The organism is Pseudomonas sp. B19125, from assembly GCF_044218855.1.
In the GTDB taxonomy this organism is placed as follows: Bacteria; Pseudomonadota; Gammaproteobacteria; order Pseudomonadales; family Pseudomonadaceae; genus Aquipseudomonas; species Aquipseudomonas edaphica.
The window spans coordinates 734605-761308 of sequence record NZ_CP162589.1; the positions used below are offsets into that span (position 1 = coordinate 734605).

The following is a 26704-nucleotide window of genomic DNA, read 5'->3' on the forward strand; positions in this document are numbered from 1 at the left end:
CGCTTTTTTGTTTAACCCGCTTTCAATACCGCTTTAACCGCCGCAACCGACCGCTCTACGTCCGCCTCTGTCATCGCCGTGAACATCGGCAACGACACGATCAAACGCCCAACACGCTCCGACACCGGGAACATGCCTTCCTTGAAACCCTGTGCCCGATACAGGCTCAGCAGGTGGATCGGCGGGTAGTGATAGCCAATGCCGACGCCATGCGCCTGCATCTGTTCCATGAAGGTGGCGCGTGCCGGCTTGCCATCCTGACGCTCCGGCAATACCAGTTGGAACAGGTGCCAGTTGCTGTTTTCGAAGTCTGCCGGTGGCAGTTGTGCGCCGTATTGCGCTTCGAAATCACTGCCGAAGCATTTGAAGTAGTGGCGCGCCAGGTTCTGGCGATGGGCAGTGATCTTCTCGATATGAGCGAACTGGCCCAGGCCGATGGCTGCGGCAATGTCGGTCATGTTGAACTTGCCGCCCAACACATCTACGTCCAGGCCATCGAAACCCGTGCGGGTAACGCCCTGCAAGCGATATTTCTCGGCCAGGCGGGCTTCTTCGGCATTGTTCAATACCAGGCAACCGCCCTCGGAAGAGGTGATGTTCTTGTTGGCCTGGAAGCTGAAGGATACAAAGTCGCCGGTTGCGCCAATGCGTTCGCCATCCCAGCTGGAACCCAGTGCCTGGGCGGCGTCTTCGACGATACGCAGGTTGTACTTGTTGGCCAGTGCATACAGCATCGGCATGTCCAGGGGCAGGCCCGCCAGGTACACCGGAATGATCGCCTTGGTACGTGGGGTGATTGCAGCTTCTACTTGGGCCAGGTCGATATTGCGGGTTACCGGGTCGATATCGGCAAATACCGGCGTGGCACCGACTTCCAGGATCACGTTGGCAGTGGCGACCCAGGAGATCGGCGTGGTGATGACTTCGTCCCCTGGGCCAATCCCGGCGATGCGCAAAGCAATTTCCATGGTGCAGGTGCCGGAGTTGAACGTCCGCACCGGCCGGCCGCCAAAGTATTCCGACAGCTGTGCTTCGAACGCCTGCACTTTTGGCCCGCTGGTGATCCAGCCCGAGCGCAGTACATCGCCGACCGCCGAGATGGTGGCTTCATCAATGGTAGGTTTGGAAAACGGCAGAAAGGGCTGTTGGCTCATAACGACGAAGGCATCCGTTTCAGATAGGCGATGAGTAATAAACGTATCAGTACCGCATGGTTGCACGGTTCGACTGAATATAGCCTGTCACACGTGAATGAATCGTCATGTTACGAGCAAAAAAATGCCGCTCCCAAAGAGCGGCATTTTTTATGGGCGCTTTACTCGGTCACAGCGTTTTTCGCGAGGATAGCGTTGGCCAATTCCATATCGGTGGCCTTGAGGCCTGGGTTGTCAGCGCGGACTTTCTGCATGGCGGCTTCCAGGTATGGACCGCGGATGCCGCCGTCGCTGGCAACAAAGCTGCCTGCGTCGTCTTGGGCGGCAACCACCAGCTTGTGGTCCTTGAAGGTCAGGTACGTCGAGCCGGTAGTAGCGCCCGATGAAATGACATTACGCCAAAAGCTGTCGGCCATGGCTGAACCGACAGGAAGGGAAAGCACAGCGAGGGTTGCGACAGCATATTTGAAACGCATGATGGGTGACTCCGACTGGGTTATCTGAACAGTTTGATTGTAGTTAGCTCAGTCGAGTTCCATCACTGACTAAACAGTTTCGACCTGTAAAACCACGCCGTCCTGACCAATGACACGTACTTGAGCGCCTATCGGGGTATCCGGGCCAGTGGCCATCCACACGCCATCACCGACTTTTATCTTGCCCCGGCCATCGACGATGGCCTGGTGCACCACAAACGTGCGGCCAACCAGCTCCGAGCCACGCATGTTCAGCCCCGGCTGGTCGCTGACCTTGGCGCTGCTGCGTTGGCGTTTCCACCAATAGACGGCGGTCAAAATCGACAGCACGGCGAACAGCAGCAGTTGCCATTCCAACCCCAGCGGCGGCACCACGAACTTGATCACGCCTACAGCGGCAGCGGCGATGCCCATCCAGAGCAGGTAACCGCCGGCGCCGAACACTTCAAGAATCAACAGCACCGTGCCCAGTGCCAGCCAATCCCAGAACGACAGATGCTGCAGGAATTCCCACATGGCAGTTGCCTCAGCCTTTCTTGTTGTCGAAGGTTGCCTTGACGATTTCGCCGATGCCACCGACGGCGCCAATTACCTGGCTGGCTTCCAGCGGCATCAGGATGACTTTGCTGTTGTTGGCCGACGCCAGTTTGCCCAAGGCATCGATGTATTTTTGCGCGACGAAGTAGTTAACCGCCTGCACGTTGCCCGACGCGATGGCCTCGGAGACCACTTGTGTGGCACGGGCTTCGGCCTCGGCCTGACGCTCACGGGCTTCGGACTCCAGGAAAGCCGCCTGGCGACTGCCCTCGGCCTCAAGGATTTGCGCCTGTTTTTTACCTTCGGCCGTCAGGATCGCCGATGCCCGCAGGCCTTCGGCTTCCAGGATCTGCGCACGCTTGATCCGCTCGGCTTTCATCTGGCCGGACATGGCGGCCATCAGGTCGGCAGGCGGGCTGATGTCCTTGATCTCGATGCGGGTGATCTTGATGCCCCACGGCGCCGTGGCTTCATCCACGGTACGCAGCAGTTTTTCGTTGATGCCGTCACGCTGGCTCAGCATGGCATCCAGCTCCATGGAGCCAAGCACGGTGCGGATGTTGGTTTGCAGCAGGTTGCGGATGGCGTGCTCGAGGTTATTGACCTCGTAGGCGGCCTGGGCGGTGTTGACCACCTGGAAGAAGCACACGGCGTCGATCTGCACGGTGGCGTTGTCGGCGGTGATCACTTCCTGCGGTGGAATATCCAGCACGCTTTCCATCACGTTTATCTTGCGACCGATGCGGTCCATGATCGGAATAATGATGTTGAGGCCGGGCTTGAGTGTGTTGGTGTAGCGGCCGAAACGCTCGACAGTCCACTGGTAGCCCTGGGGCACCACTTTAAAGCCCATGAACAGGATGGCAACGGCCAAACCCACGAAAAGAAGCAGTACGGTTCCGATCTGCATAGCGATTCCCTATCTGATGGTGTCAGTGATGCGACGTGTGGCCGATTGTAACGGCCCAGTCACGGATAAGGACGGTTTCACGGGCCAACAATCAAATCATTTGTTTCTGAATCCCCAGGCGTTACCCGTAATACCTCTGCCAGAGTGGTCAGCCCGGCGTTCACTTTGTCGATACCAGCCATGCGCAGGCTGCGCATGCCTTGCTCCCCTGAGGCTCGGCGTAGAGCCTGCACGTCGGCACCTGGGGTGATCAGCGCCTTGAGCGCCTCGCTCATCGGCATGATTTCGTAGAGCCCGGCGCGGCCTCGATAACCACTTTCGCGGCATTCTGCACAGCCGACAGCTTCATGCGCGGTGCCCGGCGCGCCCACCGCGCGTTTGCAGTGAGGGCATAAAAGCCGCACCAAACGCTGCGCCATCACCCCTATAAGGGTAGCCTTGATCAAATAATGAGCAATGCCAAGCTCCTGCAACCGGCTGATGGCGCTGGGCGCATCATTGGTGTGCAGCGTCGACAGCACCAGATGCCCGGTCAATGCGGCCTGAATCGCCATTTCTGCGGTTTCCCGGTCACGGATCTCACCGATCATGATGATGTCCGGGTCCTGGCGCAGCAGGGCGCGGACGCCGCTGGCGAAGGTCAGGTCGATGTTGTGCTGCACCTGCATCTGGTTGAAGGCCGGTTCAATCATTTCGATCGGGTCCTCTACCGTGCACAGGTTGACCTCGCGGGTTGCCAGTTGCTTGAGCGTGGCGTAGAGGGTGCTGGTCTTGCCGGAGCCGGTTGGCCCGGTGACGAGGATGATGCCGTTGGCCTGGCCGGTCATGGCGTGCCAGCGTTGTTGGTCGTCATCTGACAAACCAAGCTGGTCAAAATCTTTCAGCAGCACCTGTGGGTCGAAAATCCGCATCACCAGTTTTTCACCAAACGCTGTTGGCAAAGTCGAAAGGCGCAGTTCCACCTCTATGCCCGCCGGGCTTTTGGTCTTGACCCGGCCGTCCTGGGGTTTGCGTTTTTCCGCGACGTTCATCCGACCCAGGCTCTTGAGGCGGCTGACCACCGCCATCGTGACCTGAGGCGGAAACTGATACACATCGTGCAGCAGCCCGTCGATGCGAAAACGCACGCGGCCTTGGTCGCGACAGGGTTCGACATGGATATCACTGGCCCGCTGCCCAAAGGCGTACTGCAACAGCCAGTCGACGATAGTGACGATATGCGCGTCATTGGCATCCGGCTCCTGATCGCTGGCGCCGAGGCTGAGCAGTTCGACATTGCCGGCCACCGTCGCCTTTTGATCGGCGCCGCTGACGGATTTGGCCAAGCGATAGAACTCGCCGATGCAGCGCTCAATAGCCTTAGGGTTGGCGACCACGCGCTTGATCGAGCGCTTGAGCACCTGTGCCAACCCGGCTTCCCAGTCGCGGACATGGGGCTGGGCGCTGGCGACGGTGACGGTCTGCGCATCCACGGCCACCGCCAGGATCCCGTGGCGCTGCGCAAAGGCGTGGGACATCAATGGCACTACCGTTGCCACGTCTATCTTGAGCGGGTCGATACGCAGATAAGGCTGCCCGACCTGCGTGGCCAGCCATTGCGTCAAGGTTTCCAGGCACAGCCCGTGGGCTGCGATGCATGCCAGAGGGTGTTGTTGGGTAGCGGGCGCCGCCGCCAGTGAATGTGCCACCTCTGCGGTTATCAGCCCTTGCTCGACCAGCGTCGGCAGCAACTGATGCAGTTCCAGGCGGTGAGTGTGCAAGGCGGTAGGCATGGGCATTTCCTGGCAGGCGTCGGGTGTAAACCCAGGCTAGCCTGCCCCCGAACATCCACCTTCCCATGAGTATTGCCGGCTTTTACAGGCTGGCCGCCGTCATCGCTGCAGGCCGCAGAGAGTCAGCTCGCCACACTTCCAGCGAGCAGACGCTGATCAGGTTTCTAATCTTTTCACCGATCACCTGGGCGCGGTGCCAGCTCAAACCGTCCATGACGATATCAATGTTCAACAGGTCGTCTTCACGGCTCACATTGACCTGTTGCGGGGTCAGGAACTGCAAAGCGAAATAGTTGAGCACCCGGCACAGCACGTCCGGCTCGGCCTCGGCGACGATCTGATAATGCGCCTGGCAATGGGCGCTGTTGACAGCCCAGGCGTCGACGCGTGCGGGAGTGTGGGTGGTTTCGACGGCGTGCATGCTGACTCTCCAAATTCGACTGGAGAAATTTTTACATTCGCGGGCGGAGATTTCTTATCTAAGATGGGCCCTATCTGCGATTTATTGAATAGAACAATTCAGGATAAGCACATTCAAAGGTATTTTTATGCACAGTGAGTTGGACGCCTACGACCGCCGTATCCTGGCGCTGCTGCAAGAGGATGCTTCGCTGTCCAGTGCTCAGATCGCCGAACAGGTGGGCCTGTCCCAGTCGCCGTGCTGGCGGCGTATCCAGCGGCTCAAGGAGGAAGGGGTGATTCGCGGCCAGGTCACATTGCTGGACCGCAAGAAGATCGGCCTTAACACGCAGATTTTTGCCGAGGTCAAACTCAACGCCCACGGCCGTTCCAACTTCACCGAGTTCACCGAAGCGATTCGCGGGTTTCCGGAAGTGCTGGAGTGTTATGTGCTGATGGGTGCGGTGGATTTTCTGCTGCGCATCGTCACCTCGGACATCGAGGCGTATGAGCGGTTTTTCTTCGAGAAGCTGTCGATGGTGCCGGGGATTCAGGAGGTGAACTCGATCGTGGCTTTATCGGAGATCAAGTCCACCACCAGCCTGCCAGTCTTGCGTTGATAAGGCCTGCCTCATCGCGGCATAGGTATCTACACAACCGGTTAGTGGCCAGTGGGCTGTTGTGGCGAGCAGGCTTGTCCTGCGTTGGGCCGCGAAACAGCCCCAAACCCAGACACTGAATTCTTTCAGGAAAATTGCAGTGCCTTTACTGGGGCCGCTTCGCGGCCCAACGCAGGACAAGCCTGCTCGCCACAGGAGAAATCGGCTGCCTTCAGAAGTTGTGTAGATACCTATGCTCATCGCGGGCAAGCCCGGCTCCCACATTGGAATGCATTCCCCTGTGGGAGCGGGCTTGCCCGCGATAGCGATCTTACAGGCGCAGCAGGGTCTTCCAGGCCCGGTTCTGATACACCGCAATCGCCTGATGCATGCGCGCATCCAGCGATTCATCGGTGATCGGCTGGTTGGCCAGCAGCGCCAACTTGTTCAGTTCGCCGTACAAACGGTCCAGTTCCGGGATGTCCACCACGTTACGTGCGTGGTGCAGCCAGGCCTGGATGCGCTCGATGCGCGGCAGTTGCTCGGCCAGGTCTTCCGGTTGCTGCTGGTAGCGCGGCAGTTGCAGGGCGACGGCGTCGTCAGCCAGCAGGCGTGGCAGCCAGTTGGTGATTTGCGCGGCGCCCTGGCGGTTGCCACGCACATTGCGGTCGGTGGTCCAGGCGCGGGCCAGCAGCCAGCGCGAGGTGTTCAGCGAGAACAGGCCCCAACGCACGTCTTCAAGTTCTTCGGCAAACTGTTCCGGCGCGGCCTTGCGGATGTCTTCATCGTCGTCACCGGCCTGCACCAGTGGGCGCCAGTCTTCCAGCAACGCGTCCAGCGCACTGCGCAGTTCGCTGGTGGATTGACGCGGCGCGGCCTGGCCGAGGCTGCCGATCAGGGCGCGCAGCTCACCGAGGTTTTCGACCCAGTCCTGCAGCAGACGCCAATGACCGTTGAAACGGTATTGCTCAGCCAGACGCTGGCTGCTGCCCAACAGGTGCCACATGATTGCGGCGAAGGCGTCGTCCAACGGCATTTCGGCGTGGATCTGCGGGGCTGGCAGGCTCAGCGAGTAGCTGCTGGCGTCGTACAGGCGGTAGCCGCGCTCGGCCTTGCTGATATCGCACGGCATCAGCGCCAGGGTCGCGGCCAGTTCGGCGGCCAGTTCCAGCAGGGCAGCCGGTTCGCCTTCGCGCAGTTCCAGTTCCAGCTCGCAGATTTCTTCTTTCTGCTTGCCGACCACCACATGGCCCAGGTCCAGGGCGGCTTCGATCACCACCTTGGCCTTGCCACGGCCCCAAGCGATTTCGGCGCGCTCACGCACGAAATCGGTGGTGAAGATTGGCTTGAGGGTCTTTTTGTCCAGCTCGGCCAATTGCTCGGGCCAGCACTCGCCGTCGAGTTTCTTCACATCGAGCTTGGCTTTGGGCAGGTCCCAGTTGTATTCATTGCGTTCCGACAAGCCGGCGACGCTTTGGCCGCGGGTCTTGAGGGTCTGGATGATGTCGTCACCGTCCTTGCGCAGGCGCAGGGCGACTTTGGCCTGGGCCAGGTCGCGTTCAGGGGTGTCGAAGTACTGGTTCATCAACTCACGGCGTTCCCAGCCACTTTTGTTGCGTTTTTTCAGTAGCGGGTGCTCACGTAGCGCGGCGAGGGTTTCGCGGCTGACGCGGAGCTTGATTTCGGTTTCTTTCTGCATGGCCGGAAAATCCAGGATCGGGAGCGCAGCCGGGGAAATGTGTGGCTGCCAAGGTCGTGCAGTGTACAGGACTGAGCCCGGCAACGTGCCGCAACGGTTTATTGTGTCGTGCAGATGGTTCTATAGTGGGGCTCATCCGGGAAGTTGAGAGGCCGCGCATGCCGTTACCGTCCATGAAAGAGCAATTCGCCGCGCTGATTGCCGCGCCGTCGGTCAGTTGCACCCAAGCGTCTCTCGACCAGACCAACCGCCCGGTCATCGACCTGCTCGCCAGTTGGCTGGGCGACCTGGGTTTTGCCATCGATATCCAGCAAGTCAGCCCCGGCAAGTTCAACTTGCTCGCCAGTTTCGGCAGTGGCCCCGGCGGGCTGGTGCTGGCCGGGCATAGCGATACCGTGCCGTATGACGCCGCGCTGTGGAAGACCGATCCGCTTAAACTGACGGAAGTCGACGGCCGCTGGGTAGGCTTGGGCAGCTGCGACATGAAGGGTTTTTTTGCCCTGGCCATCGAAGCCGTGCTGCCCTTGCTGGATCAGCCGTTCAAGCAACCTTTGCTGATCCTCGCCACCTGCGATGAAGAAAGCTCGATGTCCGGTGCTCGTGCACTGGCCGAGGCCGGGCGCCCGTTGGGCCGTGCGGCGGTGATTGGTGAGCCGACGGGGCTCAAGCCGATCCGCCTGCACAAAGGCGTGATGATGGAGCGCATCGATATTCTGGGCCAAAGCGGCCATTCGTCGGACCCAAGCCTGGGTCATAGCGCCCTTGAAGCCATGCACGACGCTATTGGCGAACTGCGTGGCCTGCGCCTGGCCTGGCAGCGTGAGTACCGCAACCCGCAATTCAGCGTGCCGCAACCGACCATGAACTTTGGTTGTATTCACGGTGGCGACAACCCCAACCGCATCTGCGGCCAATGCTCGCTGGAATTCGACCTGCGGCCGTTGCCGGGCATGGACCCGCAGGTACTGCGCGCCGCCATTCGTCAGAAGCTCGAACCCTTGGCGGAGCGTCATAAAGTCAAGATCGACTACGCACCGTTGTTCCCCGAAGTGCCGCCGTTCGAGCAGGCCGAAGATGCCGAGCTGGTGCGGGTGGCGGAACGATTGACCGGTCATCGTGCGCAAGCAGTAGCGTTCGGCACCGAAGCGCCTTATCTTCAGCGCCTTGGTTGTGAAACCCTGGTGCTCGGCCCTGGCGATATCGCCTGTGCTCACCAACCGGGCGAGTACCTCGAAATGTCACGCTTGACGCCTACAGTGCGTCTATTGCGGGAACTGATCGAGCATTACTGCCTGAAACCTGCATAAATTAACCCCTGCCTATTCGTACATAGAAGGAGAGCGAGCGTGTCGCCAAGCCTGTTCCGACGATAACCATCAGCCCGCTGTGCGCTTTCACGATTCATCCTTTTTTGGCTGCTTTTTATTACAGGCCCAGGTTTTATGCCCGAATACGTCAATTGGCTTCGTCACGCTTCGCCTTACATCAACGCCCACCGCGACTGCACCTTTGTGGTCATGCTGCCCGGCGATGGCGTGGATCACCCTAACTTCGGCAATATCGTCCACGACCTGGTGCTGCTCCACAGCCTGGGTGTGCGGCTGGTGCTGGTGCACGGTTCGCGCCCGCAGATTGAAACCCGCCTTGAAGCACGCGGCCTCAACCCGGCTTACCACGAAGGTTTGCGCATCACTGATGCGGCGACCCTGGAATGTGTGATCGACGCGGTCGGGCATCTGCGCATTGCTATCGAGGCGCGGCTGTCCATGGACATGGCCTCGTCGCCGATGCAGGGCTCGCGCTTGCGCGTGGCCAGCGGCAATCTGGTAACAGCACGCCCGATCGGTGTACTCGAAGGCGTGGACTACCACCACACCGGCGAAGTGCGCCGGGTCGACCGCAAAGGCATCAATCGCCTGCTGGACGAGCGGTCCATCGTGCTGCTGTCGCCATTGGGTTATTCGCCCACCGGCGAGATCTTCAACCTGGCCTGCGAAGACGTCGCCACCCGCGCCGCCATCGACCTGGGCGCCGACAAGCTGCTGCTGTTTGGTGCCGACCTCGGTTTGCTCGATGAGCATGGTCGCCTGGTGCGTGAGTTGCGCCCGCAACAAGTGCCGGCGCACCTGCAGCGGCTGGGTAACAACTATCAGGCTGAGTTGCTGGATGCCGCCGCCGAGGCTTGCCGTGGCGGAGTAGGGCGCAGCCATATCGTCAGTTATGCCGAAGACGGCGCGTTGCTCACCGAGCTGTTCACCCGCGACGGTGGCGGCACGTTGGTGGCCCAGGAGCAATTCGAACTGGTGCGTGAAGCGGCGATTGAAGACGTCGGTGGCTTGCTCGACCTGATCAGCCCGCTGGAAGAGCAGGGCATTCTGGTGCGGCGTTCGCGTGAGGTGTTGGAGCGTGAGATCGAGCAGTTCAGCGTGGTCGAGCGCGAAGGCATGATCATCGCTTGTGCGGCGTTGTATCAGATCGCCGATTCGGATGCCGGTGAGCTGGCGTGCCTGGCAGTGAACCCGGAGTACCGTCACGGCGCACGCGGTGATGTATTGCTGGAGCGCATCGAGACCCGCGCGCGGGCGCAGGGTTTGAAGACTTTGTTTGTCCTCACCACGCGCACCGCCCACTGGTTCCGCGAGCGCGGGTTTGTGCCGAGCAGCGTGGACCGCCTGCCGTCGGCACGGGCGTCGCTTTACAACTACCAGCGTAACTCGAAGATTTTCGAAAAGGCCCTCTAGCTAAGAGCAAGGGCTGGCTTATGTGGGAGCTGGCTTGCCTGCGATGCGGGCACCTCGGTCTGTCAGGTAAACCGAGGTGATGCCATCGCAGGCAAGCCAGCTCCCACAGGGGACTGCATTTATTCTTTGATGAATTTATCGGTCACAAAGGCCGAGTAATCCGGCAGCACCGTTTCGACCTTCCCCTGTTCCTTCAAAAACTTCGCCGTCTCCCCAATCGCCTTCGCGGTGCCGCCTTTAAGCAGTGCCTCGGTCTGCTGTGCCTGGGCATCCGGGAAGGTGGTGCCGGCCAACAGTTCAGGAATATCGGCGGCATTCGCACCTGTCAATTTGGCGATTTTTTGCACAGGTTCGGAATCGACGGTCCAGCGGTCTTTATGGGCCGCATAGTCAGCAAACGAATCCAGCGTGACCTTGGCAAACTTGGCCACTACGTCAGGATGTTTTTGCGCGAAATCCTTTCGTGCCACCCAAACCTCGAACGTCGGCGCGCCCCACTGACCTACCTGGGCCGCGTCGGTCAGGGTTTTTCCGGTCTTGCGGATCTCCCCCAGCGCCGGTGACCACACGAACGCGCCATCAATATCGCCACGTTTCCACGCGGCGGCGATTTCTGCCGGTTGCAGGTTCACCACTTTGACTTTTTGAGTGTCCAGGCCCCAGTGCTTCAGCGCACCGAGCAGGCTGTAATGGGAGGTCGAGACGAACGGGGTGGCGATGGTTTTACCCACCAGGTCTGCGGGTTTGTCGATGCCACTGCCGTTGCGTACCACCAGGGCTTCAGAAGTGTTGATCTGCGCCGATACGATAAACGCCACGATCGGTAGATTACGTGACGCCGCTGCTGCAAGGGGGCTGGAACCAAGATTGCCGATTTGCACATCGCCGGAGGCAATCGCGGTGACCACTTCAGGGCCGCTGTTGAAACGGCGCCAGGCGATGTTCTCGCCGATGGCCTTTTCATAGAGGCCGTCAGCCTGGGGGACTTTGCTGGGGTCGATGCCGGTTTGATAGCCGATGGTCAAATCGGCGGCTTTGACACCAAAAGAAAGTATTAGTGACACAAAAACTGTAACAAATTGACGGGAGGATGTGCGTTTGGCCATGATGGCGTCGCCTTTTTGATCGTGGGTGACGTATGCAACAGTACGATCACACTAATCGATCTAAAAAAAGGCTGGTAAATACCCTTTAGGAATTAGCTTATGGAGCGGTTGATCTATGCTGATCGACTCACTGCCTGCTGAGGCTTATTCCTGAATCGTATGAAAAAGAATGAAACAATTCTTTTTGGGTGTATGAAAAACTCATTACCCTGCAGGGACCAAATCAACTGCGGTTAGACGAAGGTAGTAGACACACAAGGTTACGATTGACTTGGTAGTCACTATCTGGCGCTAATCGCGCATCTGTGGATCGAGGGCGTCAGACCCGAGACCAAAGAAATACAAAAATTAGAAATGAGAGGAGCGGTACATGAAGAAGTCCACCTTGGCGTTGGCTGTGACCCTGGGCGCAATCGCTCAGCAAGCAGGCGCTGCCGGTTTCATCGAAGACAGTAAGGCCACACTGGGCCTGCGTAACTTCTACATCAACACGGATAACCGTGATGGTGCTGCAGACCCGTCCAGGAACGAAGAGTGGGGCCAAGGCTTCGATCTGCGGTTCATTTCGGGCTATACCCAAGGCACGGTTCAGTTCGGCGTTGACGCAATCGGCCTGTACGGCGTGCGCCTCGATTCTGGCCGCGGCACCAGCGGTAACATCACCGGTACTTCGTCCGGCGGTACTGTGTTCCCAAGCGACGGCAATCGCGCGGTCAACGATTTCGCCAGCCTCGGTGTGACCGGTAAGGTGAAGATCTCCCAAACCGAACTGAAACTGGGTACGTTGCAGCCTAAGCTGCCAGTTATCGTGACCAACGATGGTCGTATGCTGCCGCAGACCTTCCAGGGTGGCCAGATCACTACCAACGACATCAAGGATTTGACCCTGGTTGCCGGTCAGATTGAGCATGCCAAAGGCCGTAACTCCAGCAACAACGAAGGTTTGTCGCTGGGTGGTGCCAACGGTGGCTCGAACTACACCGCAGGCAAGTTCGTCAACAAGTTCTACTATGCCGGTGGTGACTACAAGCTCACCAAAGATCTGACCGCACAGTACTACTACGGCAACCTGGAAGACTTCTACAAGCAGCACTTCCTGGGTCTGACCCATAACTGGTCGATCGGCCCGGGCGTATTGAAGTCTGACCTGCGTTATTTCAACAGTTCTGACGACGGCCTGAACGGTAATACGGCTGCCTACTACACCAGCGGTAACTACAACGGTTTCCGTGCCGGTAAGGGTAAAGTCGACAACAACCTGTACAGCGGACTTTTCCTGTACTCCGTGGCCGGCCACACCTTTGGTGGCGGTTACCAAGTCAGCAATGGCAGCAGCGACTTCCCTTGGCTGAACCAAGGTGACGGCTCGTCGGCTTACATCACTACCGACATGCAGATCCAGAAGTTCGCCCGTGCTGGCGAGCGTACCTGGCAAGCTCGTTACGCTTATGACTTCGCCAAGGTTGGCGTACCTGGCCTGACGGCTGGCGTTGTGTACCTCAAAGGTAGCAACATCGACACCATCGCGAACACTAACGCACGTACTGAAACCACTGGCCAGTCCGAGTGGGAACGCGACATCACCGTTGCCTACGTGATTCCAGAAGGCCCGCTGAAAAACCTCGGCGTGGCCTGGAAAAACGCGATGTGGCGTACCGACCTGGCGAACACCCGTTCCCAGGACGAAAACCGTCTGATCGTCAGCTACTCGCTGCCACTGTTCTAGTAGTGTGAAGCTGTTGTAAGACTGTAAACCTTGCCCGGCGCAACGCCGGGCAAGGTGTCTTGCTTTTCAAGTCGGGCTCAACCCCCGCAAGCCCTTCCTGAAACCCCTCTTTGTACAGCGTCTCAAGGCCTTCTCGAACCTTGTGATGGATGTTGATCCTCGCCCGTTCCCAAGTCCAATGAACAGATTTTTAATATTCCTTTATCGTCTAGATAAATCGATATTTATTCTTTTTAAATAATTCCTAACCCATGCACAGTGGGCTCCATAAGCACTCACCAGGAGCCACACCATGAGCCTAAGACTGGGCGACATCGCCCCCGACTTTGAACAGGATTCCAGCGCCGGCAAGATTCGTTTCCACGAATGGCTGGGCGATAGCTGGGGCGTGTTGTTTTCCCATCCCGCGGACTTCACTCCGGTGTGCACCACGGAGCTGGGCTTTACCGCCAAGCTCAAGGACGAATTCGCGCAGCGTGGCGTCAAGGCCATTGCCCTGTCGGTCGACCCGGTGGACTCGCACCACAAGTGGATCGAAGACATCAACGAAACCCAGAACACCGTCGTCAACTTCCCGATCCTGGCCGATGCCGATCGCAAGGTGTCGGACCTCTACGACCTGATCCACCCGAATGCCAGTGACACGCTCACCGTGCGTTCCTTGTTCGTGATCGACCCGAACAAGAAGATCCGCCTGACCATCACTTACCCGGCCAGCACCGGTCGTAACTTCCACGAAATCCTGCGGGTCATCGACTCGTTGCAGCTGACCGACAACCACAAGGTCGCCACGCCCGCCAACTGGCAGGACGGCGATGAAGTGGTGATTGTGCCGTCGCTCAAGGACGAGGAAGAGATCAAGCAGCGCTTTCCGAAGGGCTACCGTGCGGTGAAGCCGTACTTGCGGCTAACCCCACAGCCTAACCGTTAACGCAGAACTAAATGTGGGAGCGGGCTTGCTCGCGAAAGCGGTGTGTCATTCAAAGATGCATCAACTGAAAGTCAGCATTCGCGAGCAAGCCCGCTCCCACATTTGTCGGTATTTCCAGTCTCACATAGCAGGGGTTTTCAGGCCGTTTCGACGGCCTTTTTTTTCGCCTTGAGATTAATCGACGGCATATGCATTTATAGAATAAACAAATGAAAAAATAAGATTTAAAGATATATAAATATGCTGATAGGGTCTGTTCCATCTTGGCGACATCGCCACCCAGCGAACCGCCGACACTTGCCCAAGGAATACCTGCATGCTGGTCGTAACACTTGGAGGCAGCCCCAGCCAGCGTTCGCGCTCCGGGGTCTTGCTGGAAAAAACCCGTCAGTGGCTGCAAGACAAAGGCGTGGAAGTGGTGAGTTATCAGATACGGGACTTCCCCGCCGAAGACTTGCTGCACGCCCGCTTCGACAGCCCCAAAGTCATCGATCTGTTGCAGCAAATCGCCAATGCCGACGGCCTGGTCATCGCCACGCCGGTGTACAAGGCCTCGTTTTCCGGCGCGCTGAAAACCGTACTCGACCTGCTGCCCGAGCGCGCCCTGGCCCACAAGATCGTGTTGCCAATGGCCACCGGCGGCAGCATCGCCCACATGCTGGCGGTGGACTACGCCTTGAAGCCGGTGCTCTCGGCCCTCAAGGCCCAGGAACTGCTCCACGGCATCTTTGCCGAAGACAGCCAGATCGCTTACGCCGAAGGCAGTGCCCAGGCGCAACTGGTGCCGGTGCTTGAGCAGCGACTGCACGAGGCCCTCGAGACGCTGTATGGCGCCATGGCCCGTCGCCCCAAACCGCTGGACCCCAATGTGTTGAATGAACGTTTGTTGAGTGCTCGCTGGAGCATTTAAGCCGTACCGGATTTTGTAGTACTCACCTTACTCAGCCGCCAACGGCCAAGCAGGTGCAGCCAACCCCCTCATCGCATTATTTGGAGAGAGCGCCATGCGCACTGTCATCTTGCGTCGTGGTCTGGTCGCACTGTTTGCTGCGGCTGTGTCCTTCGGCGCCATTGTTCAAGCCCAGGCCGCCGAGACGTTGCGGATCGGTTATCAGAAGTACGGCACGCTGGTGCTGCTCAAAGCCAAGGGCTCGCTGGAAAAACGCCTGGCCGCCCAGGGCGTGCAAGTGCAATGGACCGAATTCCCCGGTGGCCCGCAGTTGCTCGAAGGCCTGAACGTCGGTGCGATCGACTTTGGTGTCACCGGCGAAACGCCGCCCGTGTTCGCCCAGGCGGCGGGTGCAGATTTGCTCTACGTCGCCTATGAGCCACCCGCGCCGACCAGTGAAGCGATCCTGGTGCCCAAGGATTCGACGATCAAATCGGTGGCCGAGCTCAAAGGCAAGAAAATCGTGCTCAACAAAGGCTCCAACGTGCATTACCTGTTGGTACGTGCCCTGGAAGATGCCGGCCTCAAATACACCGACGTGCACACCATCTTCCTGCCACCCGCCGATGCCCGCGCCGCGTTCGAGCGTGGCAGCGTCGATGCCTGGGTGATCTGGGACCCGTACCAGGCAGCCGCCGAGAAACAACTGCAAGCGCGCACCCTGCGTGACGGCACCGGCATTGCCGACAACCACCAGTTCTACCTGGCCACCAAGCCCTACGCCACGCAGCACCCGGACGTGATCAAGGCGCTGGTGGAAGAAGTGCGCGCAGTGGGCGAATGGTCCAAGGCCAACCCTCAGGAAGTAACCGAACAAGTCGCGCCACTGCTCGGCTTGCCGGCGGACATCACCCTGACCTCGGTCAAGCGCCAAGGCTACGGCGCGCTGTTCCTGACCCCGGAAGTGGTCGCCGCCCAGCAGAAAATCGCCGACACCTTCTACCAGCTCAAATTGATCCCCAAACCCTTGAGCATCAAGGACGTGATCTGGACTCCATCCGCCGCCGTCGCCACAGCGCCGTAATCCGACTTCTTCAGGAGACAACTCCATGAGCCTCAATATTTTCTGGTTCCTGCCTACCCACGGCGACGGCCATTACCTTGGCACCGCCGAAGGCGCCCGCGCCGTCGATCACGGTTATCTGCAGCAAGTGGCCCAGGCGGCTGACCGCCTGGGGTTCGGCGGGGTGCTGATTCCTACCGGCCGCTCCTGTGAAGACTCGTGGCTGGTCGCCGCCTCGCTGATCCCGGTAACCCAGCGACTGAAATTCCTTGTCGCGCTGCGCCCCGGCATCATCTCCCCGACGGTGGCGGCGCGTCAGGCCGCGACCCTGGACCGTTTGTCCGGCGGGCGGGCTTTGTTCAACCTGGTCACCGGCGGTGATCCGGAAGAGCTGGCTGGCGATGGCTTGTTCCTCAGCCACGAAGAGCGCTACCAGGCCTCGGTGGAATTCACCCGCATCTGGCGCCGTGTGCTGGAAGGCGAAACCGTGGATTACGACGGCGAACACATCAGTGTCAAAGGCGCCAAATTGCTTTACCCGCCGATCCAGCAGCCACGTCCGCCGCTGTACTTCGGTGGCTCGTCTGAAGCCGCCCAGGACCTGGCAGCCGAACAGGTGGAAATGGTGTTGACCTGGGGCGAACCACCGGCCGCCGTCGCGGAAAAGATCGAGCAGGTGCGGGCCAAGGCAGCAAAACTTGGACGCACCGTGCGCTTCGGTATTCGCCTGCATGTCATCGTGCGCGAAACCAACGATGAAGCGTGGAAAGCCGCCGACAAACTGATTTCCCATCTGGATGACGAAACCATCGCCCGCGCCCAGGCGTCCCTGGCGCGTTTCGATTCCGTTGGTCAGCAGCGCATGGCCGCCTTGCACGGCGGTAACCGCGACAACCTCGAAGTCAGCCCCAACCTGTGGGCCGGTGTCGGCCTGGTGCGTGGCGGTGCGGGCACTGCACTGGTGGGTGATGGCCCAACCGTTGCGGCGCGGGTCAAGGAATACGCGGCGCTGGGCATCGACACTTTTATCTTCTCCGGTTACCCACACCTGGAAGAGTCGTATCGGGTTGCCGAGCTGTTGTTCCCGCACCTGGATATCGAGCGTCCCGAGCTGCCAAAAAGCGCCGGTTACGTCAGCCCGTTCGGCGAAATGGTCGCCAACGACATCCTTCCCAAAGCTGCGTCGCAGAGCTGAGGCGCCATTATGGATTTTGAAAAATTAAGTCATCGTGTTGCGCCCTGGGTGCTGCCAATTTTACTGCTGGCGGTGTGGCAGCTGTCGGTGTCGGCGGGCTGGTTGTCGACGCGCATTTTGCCGGCGCCCAGTGCGGTGATTGAAGCTGGGGTCAACCTGGTACGCAGCGGCGAAATCTGGACGCACCTGGCCATCAGCGGCTGGCGTGCGGGCCTGGGCTTCGTGATCGGTGGCAGCATCGGTTTGGCCCTGGGCTTTATCACTGGCCTGTCGAAGTGGGGCGAGCGCCTGCTGGACAGCTCGGTGCAGATGATCCGCAACGTGCCGCACCTGGCGCTGATTCCGCTGGTGATTTTGTGGTTCGGCATTGACGAGACCGCGAAGATTTTCCTGGTCGCCCTCGGCACGCTGTTCCCGATTTACCTGAATACCTACCACGGCATCCGCAACGTCGACCCGGCGCTGGTGGAGATGTCGCGCAGCTACGGTTTGTCCGGTTTCAGCCTGTTCTGGCAAGTGATCCTGCCGGGCGCGTTGCCTTCGATTCTGGTGGGCGTGCGCTTCGCCCTGGGCTTTATGTGGCTGACGCTGATCGTGGCGGAAACCATCTCGGCCAGTTCCGGCATCGGTTACCTGGCGATGAACGCCCGCGAATTCCTGCAAACCGACGTGGTGGTACTGGCGATTGTGCTCTACGCCATCCTCGGCAAGCTCGCCGACCTCGCGGCGCGTGGCCTGGAACGTGTGTGGCTGCGCTGGCATCCGGCTTACCAAGTGAATAAAGGAGGTGCGGCATGACCGCTCAACAACCTCCGCGCCTGCTCAAGGGCATCCCGCTGGCGGTGCGCAAATTGCGCAAGGCCTTTGGTGCGCGGGAAGTACTCAAAGAGATTGATCTGCACATTCCGGCCGGTCAGTTCGTGGCCGTGGTCGGCCGCAGCGGCTGCGGCAAAAGTACCTTGCTGCGTCTGCTCGCAGGCCTGGATAAAGCCAGTGGCGGCGAGCTGCTGGCCGGCTCCGCGCCGTTGAGCGAGGCGATTGAAGACACGCGGTTGATGTTCCAGGAAGCGCGTTTGCTGCCGTGGAAAAAAATCATCGACAACGTGGGCCTGGGCCTTAAAGGCAACTGGCGTCCCAAGGCATTGGAAGCGTTGGAGGCAGTGGGTTTGGCCGAGCGCGCCAATGAGTGGCCGGCGGCCTTGTCCGGTGGCCAGAAGCAACGCGTGGCTTTGGCTCGCGCGTTGATTCACCAGCCGCGCCTGTTGCTGCTCGATGAGCCGTTGGGGGCGCTGGACGCCCTGACCCGCATCGAGATGCAGCAACTGATCGAAAATCTTTGGCAGAAGCACGGCTTCACCGTGTTGCTGGTCACCCATGATGTCAGCGAAGCCGTGGCGATTGCTGACCGCGTGATTCTGATTGAAGACGGCGAAATCGGCCTCGACCTGATCGTCGACCTGCCACGCCCGCGTGCCCGTGGCTCACATCGCCTGGCCGCGCTGGAAGCTGAAGTGCTTAACCGGGTGCTGTCGCTGCCAGGCTCACCGCCGGAACCTGAACCTGTTTCACCGCTGCCTACGCAATTGCGTTGGGCTCAATAACTCATAGAGGAAAACCATCATGACTATCAAAGCCATCAACGTACGTAACCAGTTCAAAGGCACCATCAAGGAAATCGTCGAAGGCGACGTGCTGTCGGAAATCGACGTGCAGACCGCGTCCGGCATCGTGACTTCGGTGATCACGACTCGCTCGGTCAAAGAGCTGGAACTGGTGATTGGCAGCGAAGTGATTGCCTTTGTGAAGTCCACCGAGGTGTCGATCGCCAAGTTGTGATCACTCCACTGATCGTTCCCACGCTCCGCGTGGTAATGCATCCCGTGACGCTCTGCGTCACCGCAATGCAGGCGGGACGCGGAGCGTCCCAGGCGGCATTCCCACGCAGAGCGTGGGAACGATCAGCGCTTGGGCAAATACGCCGGCAAATAAAGCCCCACATACGCATCAAACACCCGCATCCCTTCTTCGGCCATGCGCGGCGTAATCTGCCCATGCTGATGCACCGAGCGCGCGTACACGCGGTCGCTCAACTCCAGCGCCAACGCGAACACGTCCACGTCGGTGGGCAAGGTCGGCACTTCGAAGTGGCGGTTGAATACCTCAAGCATTAAATCCCCCAGCTCCAAATCATGCTGACGGTCCGCCTGGGTCACTTCGGCAAGCCCGTGTTGCGCCAGGATCAACTGGCGTGCAGCCGCGTCGTTGCTGTAGATGCTGAGCATGCGTTGCTCGACGATAGAGGACAGGTCGCGCCACACCTTGAGTGAATCATGCTCGATGGGGGCCTGGATCGCCGCGCGGAAAGCGGCATGGACATCGGCGGTCAATGCCTCCAGCAGCGCCGGCACGCTGGCGAAAAAGTGATACACCGACGACGGTGGGATCTGCGCCCGTTCGGCCACGCTGTAGATCGACAAGCTCGCCACGCCTTCGCTCGCCAGCAAGGTGCGGGCGGCGTCGAGGATCGCATCGATCCGGGCCTGGCTGCGGGCGCGGGGTTTGCGAGTGGCGGCGGGGCGGGTGGGCATGGAAGTCTCCTACAAGGCAGAGCGCATTGTATGAGCAGGAGGGTGTGTTGTCTGCCAGGGCCTCATCGCAGGCAAGCCAGCTCCCACACTTTGATCTGTGAACGCATTCAAGTGTGGGAGCTGGCTTGCCTGCGATGAATACAACGCGGTCTACCGGAATAAACTCAAAAAAATGCCGCAGGCCATAAAGCCTGCGGCATTTTTTAAAGCAGCAACGGCTTACACCGTATGCAGATACCAGTTGTACTCAAGGTCGGAGATGGAGTGTTCAAACTCTTCCAGCTCACTTTCCTTACAGGCGACGAAGATATCGATGTATTTAGGATCGATGTACTTGGCCATCACCTCGCTGTCGTCCAACTCACGCAATGCATCGCGCAGGTTGTTCGGCAGGCTCTGTTCGTTCTGCTCGTAGCTGTTGCCTTCCACTGGAGCGCCAGGCTCGATCTTGTTGGTAAGACCGTGGTGCACGCCCGCCAGGACCGAAGCCATCAGCAGGTACGGGTTGGCGTCGGCACCGGCCACGCGGTGTTCGATACGCACGGCATCGGACGAGCCGGTGGGTACGCGAATGGCCACAGTGCGGTTATCCAGGCCCCAGCACGGCGAGTTCGGCACGTAGAACTGTGCGCCGAAACGACGGTAGGAGTTGACGTTGGGGCACAGGAACGCCATTTGGGCGGGCAGGGTCTCGAGCACACCGCCGATCGCGTGACGCAATGCGGCGTTCTGCTCGGGATCCTCGCTGGCAAAAATATTCTTGCCGTCCTTGTCCAAAATGGAGATGTGTACGTGCAAACCGTTGCCTGCCTGGCCTGGGTAAGGCTTGGCCATGAAGGTGGTGTCCATCTCATGGTCGTAGGCGATGTTCTTGATCAGGCGCTTGAGCAGTACCGCGTAGTCGCAGGCCTTGATCGGGTCGGCGACGTGGTGCAGGTTCACTTCGAACTGCGCCGGGGCACTTTCCTTGACGATGGCGTCAGCCGGGATGCCTTGCTCTTTGGCACCTTCCAGAATGTCCTGGAGGCAGTCGACGTATTCGTCGAGGTCGTCGATCAGGTACACCTGTGTCGAGTGCGGGCGTTTGCCGGAGATCGGCGAGCGGGGCGGTTGTGGGCGGCCGTTCACGTTCTCCTGGTCGATCAGGTAGAACTCAAGCTCGAAGGCGGCGCAGATGGTCAGACCGAGGTCGTCAAATTTGCTTACAACTTGGCGGAGCACTTCGCGAGGATCGGCGAAGAAAGGTTCACCTTCAAGTTCGTGCATGGTCATCAGCAGTTGCGCGGTTGGGCGCTTTTGCCAGGGTTCATTGCACAGGGTGTCGGGGATTGGATAACAGATTCGGTCAGCATCACCGATGTCCAGACCCAGGCCGGTGCTTTCCACCGTCGAGCCGTTGATATCCAGGGCAAATAAAGAGGCAGGCAGGTTAATGCCCTTCTCGTAAACCTTGTGGAGGCTGGTGCGTTCGATGCGCTTACCGCGCACCACACCATTCATATCCGCAATTAGAAGGTCTACGTACAGAACCTCAGGATGATCCTTAAGGAACGCGTTCGCTTCGTTAAGCTGAACGGCACGCGGGGGTACCGACATGATGCAACACCTTTGTTGTTAAAAATATCAATCATTGATCTTTTCTGGTTTCAGTCAACCCGAACGGCATGCCGAAGTCAAGCGAGGCCTTTTTTGCCCTAAAAAAGCGCCTTGAGGCCTTTTTTGGGGCTTTTTGGGGCGGTTTTTTGGGTTTGAAGGGCTTGGGACTAGCAGGCTAAAGCGGGCCGTGTTGTATTTTTTACGGGGGTGTTGTGTAAAAAAATGAACAAGGCTAAGCTCGATTCAAACCCATAACAGCAATAATACCGGGGTGCTTCATGTCTCGCCTGCCGTTAATCGGCGTCACCGCCTGCTCCAAACAGGTCGGTTTGCATGCTTATCACATCAGTGGCGACAAATACGTCCGTGCAGTCGCAGTCGCTGCCAAGGGCTTGCCATTGATCATTCCATCCTTGGGTGATCTGCTCGACCCGGCCAATATTCTTGACGGCCTGGATGGCATTCTCTTTACCGGCTCCCCGTCCAATATCGAACCCTTTTACTACGATGGTCCGGCCAGCGCGCCCGGGACTGCTCATGATTCTGCACGCGACCAGACCACCCTGCCGTTGCTGCGCGCCGCGATTGCGGCCGGCGTGCCGGTGCTGGGCATCTGCCGTGGCTTTCAGGAAATGAACGTGGCGTTCGGCGGCAGCCTGCACCAGAAGGTTCATGAAGTACCGGGCATGATGGATCACCGCGAAGATGAGACCCAGCCGCTGGAAGTCCAGTACGGCCCGGCGCACGCCGTGGCGATTACCCCCAATGGGGTATTGGCAGGCCTGGGTTTGCCGCCGACGATCCAGGTCAACTCGATTCATAGCCAGGGCGTTGATCGCCTGGCGCCGGGTATGCAGGTCGAAGCGACCGCACCCGATGGGTTGATCGAAGCTTTTTCTTACACGTCGGGCAAGGCTTTTGCTTTAGGAGTGCAATGGCACCCCGAATGGCAGGTAAGCTCTAACCCGCACTACCTCGCGATCTTCCAGGCCTTTGGCTCGGCTTGTCGAAAGCGGGCGATGCAACGCGACGCGGATGCTGCGTCAACCAACGCCTGACCTTTAATGGATGTCAGGAAACACAGCCCAGAGGCATTTATGAGTAACAACCTCGACCAGCTCACCGATTGGTTGAAAGACCACAAGATCACAGAAGTCGAATGCATGATTGGCGACCTCACGGGCATCACCCGGGGCAAGATCTCGCCGACCAACAAGTTCATCGCCGAAAAAGGCATGCGCCTGCCCGAGAGCGTTCTGTTGCAGACCGTGACCGGCGACTATGTCGAAGACGACATCTATTACGAATTGCTCGACCCGGCCGACATCGACATGATCTGCCGCCCCGACCAGAACGCGGTATTCCTGGTGCCTTGGGCCATCGAGCCCACCGCCCAGGTGATCCACGACACCTACGACAAACAAGGCAACCCCATCGAGCTGTCGCCGCGCAACGTGCTCAAGAAGGTACTCAAGCTCTATTCCGACCGGGGCTGGCAGCCGATCGTGGCGCCGGAGATGGAGTTCTACCTGACCAAGCGCTGCGAAGACCCGGACTTCCCGTTGCAACCGCCGATTGGCCGTTCCGGTCGCCCGGAGACGGGCCGTCAATCCTTCTCTATAGAAGCCGCCAACGAATTCGACCCGTTGTTCGAAGACGTCTACGACTGGTGCGAACTGCAGGAGCTGGACCTCGACACGCTGATTCACGAGGACGGCACGGCGCAGATGGAAATCAACTTCCGTCACGGCGATGCTTTGTCCCTGGCCGACCAGATTCTGGTGTTCAAGCGCACCATGCGTGAAGCCGCGCTCAAGCACAACGTGGCCGCCACCTTTATGGCCAAGCCGATGACCGGCGAGCCGGGCAGCGCGATGCACTTGCACCAGAGCATCATCGACATCGCTACCGGCAAAAACGTCTTCTCTAATGAAGACGGGACCATGAGCCAGCTGTTCCTGAACCACATTGGCGGCCTGCAGAAATTCATCCCTGAATTGCTGCCGCTGTTTGCCCCCAACGTGAACTCGTTCCGCCGCTTCCTGCCCGACACCTCGGCGCCGGTTAACGTGGAGTGGGGTGAAGAGAACCGCACTGTGGGCCTGCGTGTACCGGATGCCGGCCCGCAGAACCGCCGTGTCGAAAACCGCCTGCCAGGCGCCGATGCCAACCCGTACCTGGCGATTGCCGCCAGCTTGCTGTGTGGCTACATCGGCATGGTCGAAGGCCATAACCCCAGCGCACCTGTAGTGGGTCGTGGTTACGAGCGCCGCAACCTGCGCCTGCCGTTGACCATCGAAGACGCCCTGGAGCGCATGGAAAACAACAAGACCATCGAGAAGTACCTGGGGCAGAAATTCATCACAGGCTACGTCGCGGTCAAGCGGGCCGAGCATGAAAACTTCAAGCGCGTGATCAGTTCGTGGGAGCGGGAATTCCTGCTCTTCGCCGTCTGATGCGCCGGGCGCGCGGGGCAACCCGCGCGCCCTTCACCGAAAAAGTCTAGGAGACCGGTATGTCCAGCAACAACCCGCAAACCCGTGAATGGCAAGCCTTGAGCAATGATCACCACCTGGCGCCGTTCAGCGACTTCAAGCAATTGAAAGAGAAAGGCCCACGGATCATCACCAAAGCCCACGGCGTTTACCTGTGGGACAGCGAAGGCAACAAGATCCTCGACGGCATGGCCGGCCTGTGGTGCGTGGCGATCGGTTACGGTCGCGATGAACTGGCTGACGCCGCCGCCAAGCAGATGAAAGAACTGCCGTACTACAACCTGTTCTTCCAGACCGCGCACCCGCCGGTGCTGGAGTTGGCCAAAGTCATTGCCGATGTCGCGCCTGCCGGCATGAACCACGTGTTCTTTACCGGTTCCGGCTCCGAAGGCAACGACACCATGCTGCGCATGGTCCGCCACTACTGGGCGGTCAAGGGCCAGCCGAACAAGAAAACCATCATCAGCCGCAAGAATGGCTACCACGGTTCCACCGTGGCCGGCGCGAGCCTGGGCGGCATGACCTATATGCATGAACAGGGCGACCTGCCGATTCCGGGCATCACCCACATCGCCCAGCCGTACTGGTATGGCGAAGGCGGCGACATGAGCCCGGAAGAGTTCGGGATCTGGGCTGCCAACCAGTTGGAAGAAAAGATTCTGGAGCTGGGCGTGGACAACGTCGGGGCCTTTATTGCCGAGCCGATCCAGGGTGCCGGTGGCGTGATCGTGCCGCCTGAGACCTACTGGCCGCGCATCAAGGAAATCCTCGCCAAGTACGACATCCTGTTCGTCGCCGACGAAGTGATCTGCGGTTTTGGCCGCACCGGTGAGTGGTTTGGCAGTGATTTCTACGACCTCAAGCCCCACATGATGACCATCGCCAAAGGCCTGACCTCGGGTTACATCCCCATGGGCGGCTTGATCGTGCATGACGACGTGGTTGCCGTGCTCAATGAAGGCGGCGATTTCAACCACGGCTTCACCTATTCCGGTCACCCGGTGGCCGCCGCCGTGGCCCTGGAAAACATCCGCATCATGCGTGATGAAAAAATCATTAAGCGGGTGCACGAAGAAGCGGCACCGTATTTGCAGAAACGTCTGAGGGAACTGGCTGATCACCCGCTGGTGGGTGAAGTGCGCGGTGTGGGCATGCTCGGGGCGATTGAGCTGGTGCAGGACAAGGCCACGCGCAAACGTTACGAAGGCCGTGGTGTGGGCATGATCTGCCGCACGTTCTGCTTCGAGAATGGCCTGATCATGCGCGCCGTGGGCGACACCATGATCATTTCGCCGCCGCTGGTAATCAGCAACGCGGAAATCGACGAGCTGGTGACCAAGGCTCGCCACTGCCTGGACCTGACTTTGGCGGCATTGCAGGGCTAAGTGCTAGGCTCAGAACGCAGCGGCTTTCGGGCGCTGCATTCTGAGCAGCTATAAATGAGGCTTTGGTTGAAAGCCGGCCTCGGAACTTGCCAGACTGTCGCCCTGTTTTGTTGCCCTTTAGACGGGCCGCTTAACACTGTAAGAACGTGGCCCAAAAAAGAAAAATTGGAGCATCACCAAATGAAGGCATTAGGTTTGAAGAACGCTGGCAAGACCCTCCTCGCCTTGTCCCTGTTGGGCGCAATGGCGGGCGCGGCCCAGGCAGACGATAAAGTCCTGCATGTGTACAACTGGTCCGACTACATTGCACCGGACACCATCGCCAACTTTGAAAAAGAGTCGGGCATCAAGGTGGTGTACGACGTTTTTGACAGCAACGAGACCCTCGAAGCCAAGTTGCTGGCAGGCAAGTCCGGTTACGACATCGTCGTGCCGTCGAACAACTTCCTCGCCAAGCAGATCAAGGCCGGTGTCTATCAGGAGCTGGACAAGTCCAAGCTGCCTAACTACGACAACCTGAACAAATCCCTGCTTAAAGCCGTGTCGATCAGCGACCCGGACAACAAGCACGCCTTCCCGTACATGTGGGGCTCGATCGGCATCGGCTACAACCCGGAGAAGGTCAAGGCTGCACTGGGTATCGACAAGATCGACTCGTGGGATGTGCTGCTCAAGCCTGAAAACATCGCCAAGCTGAAAAGCTGTGGTGTGAGCTTCCTTGATTCGCCAACCGAAATGCTCCCGGTGGCACTGCACTACCTGGGCCTGCCGACCGACACCCAGAAGAAAGCTGACCTCAAGCAAGCTGAAGACCTGTTCCTCAAGCTGCGTCCATCGATCGGCTACTTCCACTCGTCCAAGTACATCTCGGACCTGGCCAACGGCAACATCTGCGTAGCCGTGGGTTACTCGGGTGACATCCAGCAGGCCAAGTCCCGCGCGGCTGAAGCCGGTGGCAAGGTCAAAGTGGCCTACGACATTCCGAAAGAAGGTGCCGGCAGCTTCTTCGACATGGTCGCCATCCCTAAAGATGCCGAAAACGTCGACGCCGCCTACAAGTTCATGAACTACCTGCTCAAGCCGGAAGTCATGGCCTCGATCACCAACAGCGTGCGTTTCCCGAACGGTAACGAGAAGGCTACCGCACTGGTCGACAAAGACATCACCAGCGACCCGGGCATCTACCCGCCAGCCGATGTGCAGGCCAAGCTCTACGCCATTGCTGACTTGCCGGCTGCAACCCAGCGTGAAATGACACGCAGCTGGACCAAGATCAAATCGGGTAAATAAACGTTGAAACCTGTGGGAGCGGGCTTGCCCGCTCCTGCACAAACCCGTTCACAAAAATTAAATGACAGAAAGTTTTGCCGGATCGGTTTATCGAGGGTAAGTTGCGCGCCGGTTTTGTTGCCGGGCAACAACTTTAAGGCCCAACTATTTAAG

Annotated in this window: 25 protein-coding genes; 15 read left to right on the forward strand and 10 right to left on the reverse strand. The window is 59.1% G+C overall.

Annotated features, from left to right (window positions below; all coding sequences use genetic code 11):
• Window positions 1-11: 11 nt before the first annotated feature.
• The 6 genes from AB4P96_RS03225 to AB4P96_RS03250 form a co-directional block, all read right to left on the reverse strand.
• Window positions 12-1154, reverse strand: coding sequence for a DegT/DnrJ/EryC1/StrS aminotransferase family protein (locus AB4P96_RS03225; protein WP_056860748.1), 1143 nt, complete (start codon window positions 1152-1154; stop codon window positions 12-14).
• A gap of 161 nt (window positions 1155-1315) precedes the next feature.
• Window positions 1316-1630 (reverse strand): DUF2388 domain-containing protein, encoded by a 315-nt coding sequence (locus tag AB4P96_RS03230; RefSeq protein ID WP_017135278.1) that lies wholly within the window; start codon window positions 1628-1630, stop codon window positions 1316-1318.
• A 69-nt stretch (window positions 1631-1699) separates the two neighbouring features.
• Window positions 1700-2146 carry an NfeD family protein gene (locus AB4P96_RS03235; RefSeq protein WP_017135279.1) on the reverse strand — a complete coding sequence of 149 codons (447 nt, stop codon included), beginning with the start codon at window positions 2144-2146 and terminating at the stop codon, window positions 1700-1702.
• A gap of 10 nt (window positions 2147-2156) precedes the next feature.
• Window positions 2157-3077, reverse strand: coding sequence for an SPFH domain-containing protein (locus AB4P96_RS03240; protein ID WP_017135280.1), 921 nt, complete (start codon window positions 3075-3077; stop codon window positions 2157-2159).
• Between the two features lie 77 nt (window positions 3078-3154).
• Window positions 3155-4849 carry a GspE/PulE family protein gene (locus tag AB4P96_RS03245; RefSeq protein WP_395600498.1) on the reverse strand — a complete coding sequence of 565 codons (1695 nt, stop codon included), beginning with the start codon at window positions 4847-4849 and terminating at the stop codon, window positions 3155-3157.
• A gap of 82 nt (window positions 4850-4931) precedes the next feature.
• Complete coding sequence (locus AB4P96_RS03250; protein ID WP_017135282.1) at window positions 4932-5270, reverse strand: hypothetical protein; 339 nt, start codon at window positions 5268-5270, stop codon at window positions 4932-4934.
• Between the two features lie 127 nt (window positions 5271-5397).
• Here AB4P96_RS03250 and AB4P96_RS03255 point away from each other — a divergent pair, with 127 nt between their 5' ends.
• Entirely contained in the window at window positions 5398-5868 is a 471-nt protein-coding gene (locus AB4P96_RS03255) for an Lrp/AsnC family transcriptional regulator (RefSeq protein ID WP_003195279.1), read from the forward strand.
• Window positions 5869-6178: 310 nt separating this feature from the next.
• Here AB4P96_RS03255 and AB4P96_RS03260 read toward each other — a convergent pair whose 3' ends face one another.
• Window positions 6179-7546 carry an inorganic triphosphatase gene (locus tag AB4P96_RS03260; protein ID WP_138453563.1) on the reverse strand — a complete coding sequence of 456 codons (1368 nt, stop codon included), beginning with the start codon at window positions 7544-7546 and terminating at the stop codon, window positions 6179-6181.
• Window positions 7547-7704: 158 nt separating this feature from the next.
• On the opposite strand from AB4P96_RS03260, the gene argE reads away from it, so the two are divergent.
• Window positions 7705-8853, forward strand: a complete 1149-nt coding sequence (gene argE, locus AB4P96_RS03265) for an acetylornithine deacetylase (protein WP_065931829.1) — start codon at window positions 7705-7707, stop codon at window positions 8851-8853.
• A gap of 135 nt (window positions 8854-8988) precedes the next feature.
• A complete protein-coding gene (argA, locus tag AB4P96_RS03270; RefSeq protein ID WP_395600499.1) occupies window positions 8989-10287 on the forward strand; it encodes an amino-acid N-acetyltransferase in 1299 nt (432 codons plus the stop codon).
• Window positions 10288-10406: 119 nt separating this feature from the next.
• On the opposite strand, the gene tauA is transcribed toward argA, so the two are convergent.
• Complete coding sequence (tauA, locus tag AB4P96_RS03275) at window positions 10407-11393, reverse strand: taurine ABC transporter substrate-binding protein (protein WP_169987991.1); 987 nt, start codon at window positions 11391-11393, stop codon at window positions 10407-10409.
• A 370-nt stretch (window positions 11394-11763) separates the two neighbouring features.
• Between tauA and AB4P96_RS03280 the strand changes: the two genes are divergently transcribed.
• The 8 genes from AB4P96_RS03280 to AB4P96_RS03315 all read left to right on the forward strand — a co-directional run bounded on the left by AB4P96_RS03280 (window position 11764) and on the right by AB4P96_RS03315 (window position 19033).
• Window positions 11764-13119, forward strand: coding sequence for an OprD family porin (locus AB4P96_RS03280; protein ID WP_017139543.1), 1356 nt, complete (start codon window positions 11764-11766; stop codon window positions 13117-13119).
• A 292-nt stretch (window positions 13120-13411) separates the two neighbouring features.
• Complete coding sequence (locus AB4P96_RS03285) at window positions 13412-14050, forward strand: peroxiredoxin (protein ID WP_017139542.1); 639 nt, start codon at window positions 13412-13414, stop codon at window positions 14048-14050.
• A gap of 316 nt (window positions 14051-14366) precedes the next feature.
• Window positions 14367-14960 (forward strand): NADPH-dependent FMN reductase, encoded by a 594-nt coding sequence (ssuE, locus tag AB4P96_RS03290; protein WP_056860738.1) that lies wholly within the window; start codon window positions 14367-14369, stop codon window positions 14958-14960.
• 94 nt (window positions 14961-15054) lie between these two features.
• A complete protein-coding gene (locus AB4P96_RS03295; protein ID WP_138454184.1) occupies window positions 15055-16023 on the forward strand; it encodes a sulfonate ABC transporter substrate-binding protein in 969 nt (322 codons plus the stop codon).
• A gap of 25 nt (window positions 16024-16048) precedes the next feature.
• Window positions 16049-17197 carry an FMNH2-dependent alkanesulfonate monooxygenase gene (gene ssuD / locus AB4P96_RS03300; protein WP_017139539.1) on the forward strand — a complete coding sequence of 383 codons (1149 nt, stop codon included), beginning with the start codon at window positions 16049-16051 and terminating at the stop codon, window positions 17195-17197.
• 9 nt (window positions 17198-17206) lie between these two features.
• A complete protein-coding gene (ssuC, locus tag AB4P96_RS03305) occupies window positions 17207-17995 on the forward strand; it encodes an aliphatic sulfonate ABC transporter permease SsuC (RefSeq protein WP_017139538.1) in 789 nt (262 codons plus the stop codon).
• Window positions 17992-18798 (forward strand): aliphatic sulfonates ABC transporter ATP-binding protein, encoded by an 807-nt coding sequence (gene ssuB, locus AB4P96_RS03310; RefSeq protein WP_017139537.1) that lies wholly within the window; start codon window positions 17992-17994, stop codon window positions 18796-18798. Before ssuC ends, ssuB begins: the two co-directional genes overlap by 4 nt.
• 19 nt (window positions 18799-18817) lie before the next feature.
• The gene (locus AB4P96_RS03315) at window positions 18818-19033 is read left to right on the forward strand and encodes a molybdopterin-binding protein (protein ID WP_003213899.1); all 216 of its coding nucleotides are present in this window, start codon (window positions 18818-18820) and stop codon (window positions 19031-19033) included.
• Window positions 19034-19155: 122 nt separating this feature from the next.
• Here the strand turns inward: AB4P96_RS03315 and AB4P96_RS03320 are convergent, their stop codons facing one another.
• Both AB4P96_RS03320 and AB4P96_RS03325 read right to left on the reverse strand, forming a co-directional pair.
• The gene (locus AB4P96_RS03320; RefSeq protein WP_017139536.1) at window positions 19156-19785 is read right to left on the reverse strand and encodes a TetR/AcrR family transcriptional regulator; all 630 of its coding nucleotides are present in this window, start codon (window positions 19783-19785) and stop codon (window positions 19156-19158) included.
• Between the two features lie 219 nt (window positions 19786-20004).
• Window positions 20005-21381 carry a glutamine synthetase family protein gene (locus AB4P96_RS03325; RefSeq protein WP_003213894.1) on the reverse strand — a complete coding sequence of 459 codons (1377 nt, stop codon included), beginning with the start codon at window positions 21379-21381 and terminating at the stop codon, window positions 20005-20007.
• Window positions 21382-21659: 278 nt separating this feature from the next.
• Between AB4P96_RS03325 and AB4P96_RS03330 the strand changes: the two genes are divergently transcribed.
• From AB4P96_RS03330 to AB4P96_RS03345, 4 genes are all read left to right on the forward strand, one after another.
• The gene (locus AB4P96_RS03330) at window positions 21660-22439 is read left to right on the forward strand and encodes a gamma-glutamyl-gamma-aminobutyrate hydrolase family protein (RefSeq protein ID WP_395600500.1); all 780 of its coding nucleotides are present in this window, start codon (window positions 21660-21662) and stop codon (window positions 22437-22439) included.
• A 39-nt stretch (window positions 22440-22478) separates the two neighbouring features.
• Window positions 22479-23837 carry a glutamine synthetase family protein gene (locus AB4P96_RS03335; RefSeq protein WP_395600501.1) on the forward strand — a complete coding sequence of 453 codons (1359 nt, stop codon included), beginning with the start codon at window positions 22479-22481 and terminating at the stop codon, window positions 23835-23837.
• 59 nt (window positions 23838-23896) lie between these two features.
• Window positions 23897-25261: an aspartate aminotransferase family protein gene (locus AB4P96_RS03340; RefSeq protein ID WP_099550304.1), complete on the forward strand. Its 1365-nt coding sequence runs from the start codon at window positions 23897-23899 to the stop codon at window positions 25259-25261.
• A 195-nt stretch (window positions 25262-25456) separates the two neighbouring features.
• On the forward strand, window positions 25457-26551 hold the full coding sequence (locus tag AB4P96_RS03345; protein ID WP_026013874.1) for a polyamine ABC transporter substrate-binding protein: 1095 nt from the start codon (window positions 25457-25459) through the stop codon (window positions 26549-26551).
• Window positions 26552-26704 lie beyond the last annotated feature (153 nt).

Excerpts from the sequence above, each read along its gene's own strand:
- AB4P96_RS03225 (WP_056860748.1), bottom strand. The coding sequence starts at position 1,154 with ATGAGCCAACAGCCCTTTCTGCCGTTTTCCAAACCTACCATTGATGAA.
- AB4P96_RS03230 (WP_017135278.1), bottom strand. The coding sequence starts at position 1,630 with ATGCGTTTCAAATATGCTGTCGCAACCCTCGCTGTGCTTTCCCTTCCT.
- AB4P96_RS03235 (WP_017135279.1), bottom strand. The coding sequence starts at position 2,146 with ATGTGGGAATTCCTGCAGCATCTGTCGTTCTGGGATTGGCTGGCACTG.
- AB4P96_RS03240 (WP_017135280.1), bottom strand. The coding sequence starts at position 3,077 with ATGCAGATCGGAACCGTACTGCTTCTTTTCGTGGGTTTGGCCGTTGCC.
- AB4P96_RS03245 (WP_395600498.1), bottom strand. The coding sequence starts at position 4,849 with ATGCCTACCGCCTTGCACACTCACCGCCTGGAACTGCATCAGTTGCTG.
- AB4P96_RS03250 (WP_017135282.1), bottom strand. The coding sequence starts at position 5,270 with ATGCACGCCGTCGAAACCACCCACACTCCCGCACGCGTCGACGCCTGG.
- AB4P96_RS03255 (WP_003195279.1), top strand. The coding sequence starts at position 5,398 with ATGCACAGTGAGTTGGACGCCTACGACCGCCGTATCCTGGCGCTGCTG.
- AB4P96_RS03260 (WP_138453563.1), bottom strand. The coding sequence starts at position 7,546 with ATGCAGAAAGAAACCGAAATCAAGCTCCGCGTCAGCCGCGAAACCCTC.
- argE (WP_065931829.1), top strand. The coding sequence starts at position 7,705 with ATGCCGTTACCGTCCATGAAAGAGCAATTCGCCGCGCTGATTGCCGCG.
- argA (WP_395600499.1), top strand. The coding sequence starts at position 8,989 with ATGCCCGAATACGTCAATTGGCTTCGTCACGCTTCGCCTTACATCAAC.
- tauA (WP_169987991.1), bottom strand. The coding sequence starts at position 11,393 with ATGGCCAAACGCACATCCTCCCGTCAATTTGTTACAGTTTTTGTGTCA.
- AB4P96_RS03280 (WP_017139543.1), top strand. The coding sequence starts at position 11,764 with ATGAAGAAGTCCACCTTGGCGTTGGCTGTGACCCTGGGCGCAATCGCT.
- AB4P96_RS03285 (WP_017139542.1), top strand. The coding sequence starts at position 13,412 with ATGAGCCTAAGACTGGGCGACATCGCCCCCGACTTTGAACAGGATTCC.
- ssuE (WP_056860738.1), top strand. The coding sequence starts at position 14,367 with ATGCTGGTCGTAACACTTGGAGGCAGCCCCAGCCAGCGTTCGCGCTCC.
- AB4P96_RS03295 (WP_138454184.1), top strand. The coding sequence starts at position 15,055 with ATGCGCACTGTCATCTTGCGTCGTGGTCTGGTCGCACTGTTTGCTGCG.
- ssuD (WP_017139539.1), top strand. The coding sequence starts at position 16,049 with ATGAGCCTCAATATTTTCTGGTTCCTGCCTACCCACGGCGACGGCCAT.
- ssuC (WP_017139538.1), top strand. The coding sequence starts at position 17,207 with ATGGATTTTGAAAAATTAAGTCATCGTGTTGCGCCCTGGGTGCTGCCA.
- ssuB (WP_017139537.1), top strand. The coding sequence starts at position 17,992 with ATGACCGCTCAACAACCTCCGCGCCTGCTCAAGGGCATCCCGCTGGCG.
- AB4P96_RS03315 (WP_003213899.1), top strand. The coding sequence starts at position 18,818 with ATGACTATCAAAGCCATCAACGTACGTAACCAGTTCAAAGGCACCATC.
- AB4P96_RS03320 (WP_017139536.1), bottom strand. The coding sequence starts at position 19,785 with ATGCCCACCCGCCCCGCCGCCACTCGCAAACCCCGCGCCCGCAGCCAG.
- AB4P96_RS03325 (WP_003213894.1), bottom strand. The coding sequence starts at position 21,381 with ATGTCGGTACCCCCGCGTGCCGTTCAGCTTAACGAAGCGAACGCGTTC.
- AB4P96_RS03330 (WP_395600500.1), top strand. The coding sequence starts at position 21,660 with ATGTCTCGCCTGCCGTTAATCGGCGTCACCGCCTGCTCCAAACAGGTC.
- AB4P96_RS03335 (WP_395600501.1), top strand. The coding sequence starts at position 22,479 with ATGAGTAACAACCTCGACCAGCTCACCGATTGGTTGAAAGACCACAAG.
- AB4P96_RS03340 (WP_099550304.1), top strand. The coding sequence starts at position 23,897 with ATGTCCAGCAACAACCCGCAAACCCGTGAATGGCAAGCCTTGAGCAAT.